The sequence below is a fragment of the Vibrio sp. M260118 genome (genome assembly GCF_036533755.1).
In the GTDB taxonomy this organism is placed as follows: domain Bacteria; phylum Pseudomonadota; class Gammaproteobacteria; order Enterobacterales; family Vibrionaceae; genus Vibrio.
Genome location: NZ_JATABG010000330.1, coordinates 1 through 3943 on the forward strand (window position 1 = coordinate 1; position 3943 = coordinate 3943).

Here is a 3943-nt window from a genome sequence, read left to right on the forward strand (position 1 = left end):
TGGTGTAGCTGCGGTTGCCTCTTCCGCGATGGTAGTGGTTACTCTACCGGCCCAAGTAGACGGAAATCAAATGAAAGCAGGCGATACGACCGCCGAAGAAATGCTGCATTTCTGGTACAACAAAGCGGATGCCGAAACCCAGGAACGCTTTAAAGCTTTCATCAATCAAAAGTAACACCGCAGCCAGCACTATACCTGTGCTGGCTTTTTAACTTCCTGTCCGGTAGAAAGTCTAAAACTCTCTTACGCGTGTTCGACTAAACATGCAAACACTTCACCATCGAGCTTCAATCATTCAAACACTGATGCTGTCTCAAATTGACACCTAGCAAACACGTATTCCGTCTGTTAAGTTATGTAAAGCATTCATAAGCAAGGAAAATAGCGTGTTTAAACGAAAAATAGATGACGACATTTCTCTCGCGTTGGTTCAATATTCCTTTGCGAAGAAATATTGCGAGTTAGTCTCTGACCAGTTCGACTATCTACATCAATGGCTTGCTTGGCCACCACACTGTTCCAGCGAGCAAGATTTTCGCTCATTTGTTCAAAGCATGCTGCATGAATACGCAGATGGCAAAAGCATGACATGCGCCATTTTGTACCGCGATGAAATCGTCGGTAACTGCAGTTGTTTCAATATCAACCGTGAAACAAAAAGCTTGGAAATAGGCTATTGGCTTTCGAAACATCATCAAGGCAAAGGAATCATGACCCGCGTAGTCAACCACCTGATCGATTTTGCTTTCAATGAATTAGAAGTGGATAAAGTTCAGCTCTCCGCTGCGGTTGAAAACACCCCAAGCCGAAGTGTTGCTGAGCGCGCAGGTATGACTCTTGAGGGAGTAATCACTAATCAAGAAAAAGTCGGCGAACGAATTCTAGACCATGCCATCTACGGCATACACAAGAACCGCTGAATTGAGATTGACTCCGAGCACAAATTTGCCCGTTGATTCATAGATATAGAGCGCGATGTGCTAGCATTGCGCTGGTTTCAACTCTCGGAATGGATTCCCTATGCCTAGCTATGCAAAGGTTGTACTCTTCGCTATCGCCCTCGTCAGTGGTTTCTTTGCCAGTGATGCTATTAAATGGTATCAAGCGACCACAGAACAAGTCTCTCTGGATGAATACTGCCTTGTCTCAACCAAGCCATGCAACCAACAAGAAATCTCGGTTGTAGCGGACAAAGATATCAGCCACCCTCTTATTCCTACCATCGTCAACGTCGACTGGCCAGATATGGATGCAGATAGCCTAATGATGACCCTTGAAGGCTATGAGATGGAAATGGGCAAAGCACTGTTCAAACTCAACAAAACCGAATCAGGAAGCTTTGCTGGCCAAGTAATTTTACCCGTTTGCACCACAGAGGCGATGACGTGGTACGGCACCATCTCAGATGGTACTCAATCAATCAAAACTTCAATAAGGATGGAACAATGAGTCGCAACTGGTTAATTGCCCTAGTCGTAGCCTTTGTACTAGGTTTGGGACTTAAAAGTTATCTTCAACAAGCCGAACAGCCTTCACCCGAGAGCAGCTCAACGGCCACCCTATTCGGTAAAGGCAACCAGGCGGTACAACTGTTTGATACCCAAGATCAGCGTATTAGAGTCGCCTACTTTGGCTTTACGCGCTGTCCTGACGTCTGTCCAACCTCTTTGGCCATGTTAGCCGGGGCGCTTAATCAAGTTGATGATGAAACTAAAAGTCATTTCCGTCCGGTGTTTATCTCATTAGATCCTGAGCGAGATGCTGCAGCAGACGCACACAGATACGCGCAATATTTCCACCCAATGATTGAGGGACTATCTGCCCCATTAAAAACCACCAAACCACTGGCGGACAAATATGGCGTGATATTCCGTAAGACCGAATTGGAAAACTCCGAACTGAAATATACGCTCGACCACAGTTCCTATTTTTATTTTTTAAAACCAGATGGAACGTTAATCACCAAAGTGCCACATACTTTAACCCCAGCTCCGCTGGTTGAAGCTTTTAAATCTATTAAAACAACTAAGTAAACCAAGCCCAAAGGATAGTCAGAATGAAATTGAAAGCCCTTCTATTAGCCTCTATCGCATTAAGCCCTTTTGCCTACGCGAATTCAGACATAATGGCGCACCATACTTATGCGCGTGCGACACCACCCAATGCACCTACCAGCGCAGTATTTGGTGAGTTCATGAACAAAGGCGACCAAGATCGTTACATTGTTTCTGCGATCACGGATGCGGCAGGCAAAGTAGAGTTACACGATGTAATCAAAGAGGGAGACGTGATGAAAATGCGCCAAGTGGAACGTATTACCGTACCCGCAAAAGGAAAGGCGATATTAAAGCCAGGTAGCTTTCATATTATGCTGTTTAACCTAACTAAGCCTTTTACAGAGGGCGACAGCATTGACGTAGAACTTACCTTTGCCAACGGAGAAAAACACACCATTACGGCACCGATTAAGAAAGTAATGAGTGGTATGAAACATCACCACTAATCAATGCGATATTTAGAGGTGGGCAATGGCTCACCTCTTTTGCTATTATGGCTGCTGTAAAGCTTATTTATTTCTACAGGAGGATCTGATGATTGTATTAAAAACCCACCCGGCAAACATGGTGAAGTCACTTTAAACCGCCACTTTACCCTTCCTTTGCCCGGTGATACCTAACCGGGGTCTAAAGACCCTAGCGAATATTTGTAAATACAAAACATCTAGCTTGGGGCAACTATGAATACCAAAGCAAACATGCCAATGTCATTATCGACACTTGGTTGGAACAACCTATTTCAGCAACAACTAACACTTGAAGACCTAGAACTTGAATTTATCGCGGCGAGAATTACTGAGCATTATCGCAGCGGATATAAGCTATTAAGTGAATCAGGTGACGTTTCATTAGAGATCCACAAGTCACTACCAGCAATGACTGTTGGCGATTGGATACTGATGAATCAAGACTTTCAGTTTGTAAAGTTGCTAGAGCGCCAATCACTGTTTCAGCGTAAAGCCGCTGGTAGTAAAGTCGCAGAACAACTGATCGCGTCGAACGTTACCACGCTATTTATCGTCTGCTCTCTCAATGACGACTTTAATCTTAGTCGTATTGAGCGTTACCTTGCTATCGCTCATGAGGCGGAGGTGGAACCAGTGATTGTGCTGACCAAAGCTGACTTAGCTTACGATGTTGACGACAAAATGCTACAAGTGCAAAAGCTTGATCCTCTGTTGATGATTGAAGCAGTTAATGCCCTTGACCAGGCTCAATGCGAGCAGTTATTACCCTGGTGTCAAACAGGGAAAACTGTCGCATTTATGGGATCTTCTGGTGTCGGCAAATCAACGTTAGTGAATAGCTTACTGAAACAAGAGACTCAACAAACAGGCACCATCCGAGAAGATGACAGCAAAGGCCGTCATACGACAACAAGCCGTTCCATGCATTTCATGCCGACTGGGGCAGTCTTGATCGACACTCCAGGAATGCGCGAGTTGCAGCTTGTTAATTGTGCTGATGGAGTAGCGGAAACCTTCTCTGACATCGAGTCACTAGCGGCACTATGCAAATTCTCCGATTGCGAGCATCAAGGCGAGCCAAGCTGCCGTGTACGCGAAGCAATTGAGTATGGTAAGCTTGAAGAACGGCGTCTGAAAAACTACCAGAAACTGCATCGTGAACAGCAACGCAATAGCGCTACCATTGCCGAGCAAAGAGCCTCATATAAGCAACAAACGAAGTTCTATAAAACGGTTCAAAATGCTAACCGAAAGCACAAGCAAAGCAATAGCTACTAATACGGTAGACATTAAAAAGGGGCGCATGCCCCTTTATTGCCTCTACTTCAAAGGATCATCGTCCGGCAACGCGCTATGAATCCAAACAGCAAGCCTATGCTTGATGCTTGCTCCATCAAGTTTACTCTCAGGTAATGGCGT

The 3943-nt window shown here is 45.0% G+C and carries 7 protein-coding genes; 6 read left to right on the plus strand and 1 reads right to left on the minus strand.

The window, feature by feature from the left end; all coding sequences use genetic code 11:
* From QTO00_RS16030 to rsgA, 6 genes are all read left to right on the plus strand, one after another.
* The coding region (locus tag QTO00_RS16030; protein WP_331425691.1) for a DUF2057 family protein at positions 1-175 on the plus strand (175 nt) is incomplete at its 5' end.
* Positions 176-386: 211 nt separating this feature from the next.
* Positions 387-920, plus strand: a complete 534-nt coding sequence (locus QTO00_RS16035; RefSeq protein WP_331425686.1) for a GNAT family N-acetyltransferase — start codon at positions 387-389, stop codon at positions 918-920.
* 100 nt (positions 921-1020) lie between these two features.
* Positions 1021-1449, plus strand: coding sequence for a hypothetical protein (locus tag QTO00_RS16040; RefSeq protein WP_331425687.1), 429 nt, complete (start codon positions 1021-1023; stop codon positions 1447-1449).
* Complete coding sequence (locus QTO00_RS16045) at positions 1446-2033, plus strand: SCO family protein (protein ID WP_331425688.1); 588 nt, start codon at positions 1446-1448, stop codon at positions 2031-2033. The genes QTO00_RS16040 and QTO00_RS16045 overlap by 4 nt, the downstream gene beginning before the upstream one ends.
* A gap of 23 nt (positions 2034-2056) precedes the next feature.
* Entirely contained in the window at positions 2057-2503 is a 447-nt protein-coding gene (locus QTO00_RS16050; RefSeq protein ID WP_331425689.1) for a copper chaperone PCu(A)C, read from the plus strand.
* A gap of 234 nt (positions 2504-2737) precedes the next feature.
* Positions 2738-3802, plus strand: coding sequence for a ribosome small subunit-dependent GTPase A (gene rsgA, locus QTO00_RS16055; RefSeq protein ID WP_331425690.1), 1065 nt, complete (start codon positions 2738-2740; stop codon positions 3800-3802).
* A gap of 42 nt (positions 3803-3844) precedes the next feature.
* On the opposite strand, the gene QTO00_RS16060 is transcribed toward rsgA, so the two are convergent.
* Positions 3845-3943 (minus strand): DUF5062 family protein (locus QTO00_RS16060; protein ID WP_331425692.1); only part of this gene is annotated, 99 nt, incomplete at its 5' end.

Coding starts and splice junctions, on each gene's coding strand:
- QTO00_RS16040 (WP_331425687.1), top strand. CDS start 1,021: ATGCCTAGCTATGCAAAGGTTGTACTCTTCGCTATCGCCCTCGTCAGT.
- QTO00_RS16045 (WP_331425688.1), top strand. CDS start 1,446: ATGAGTCGCAACTGGTTAATTGCCCTAGTCGTAGCCTTTGTACTAGGT.
- QTO00_RS16050 (WP_331425689.1), top strand. CDS start 2,057: ATGAAATTGAAAGCCCTTCTATTAGCCTCTATCGCATTAAGCCCTTTT.
- rsgA (WP_331425690.1), top strand. CDS start 2,738: ATGAATACCAAAGCAAACATGCCAATGTCATTATCGACACTTGGTTGG.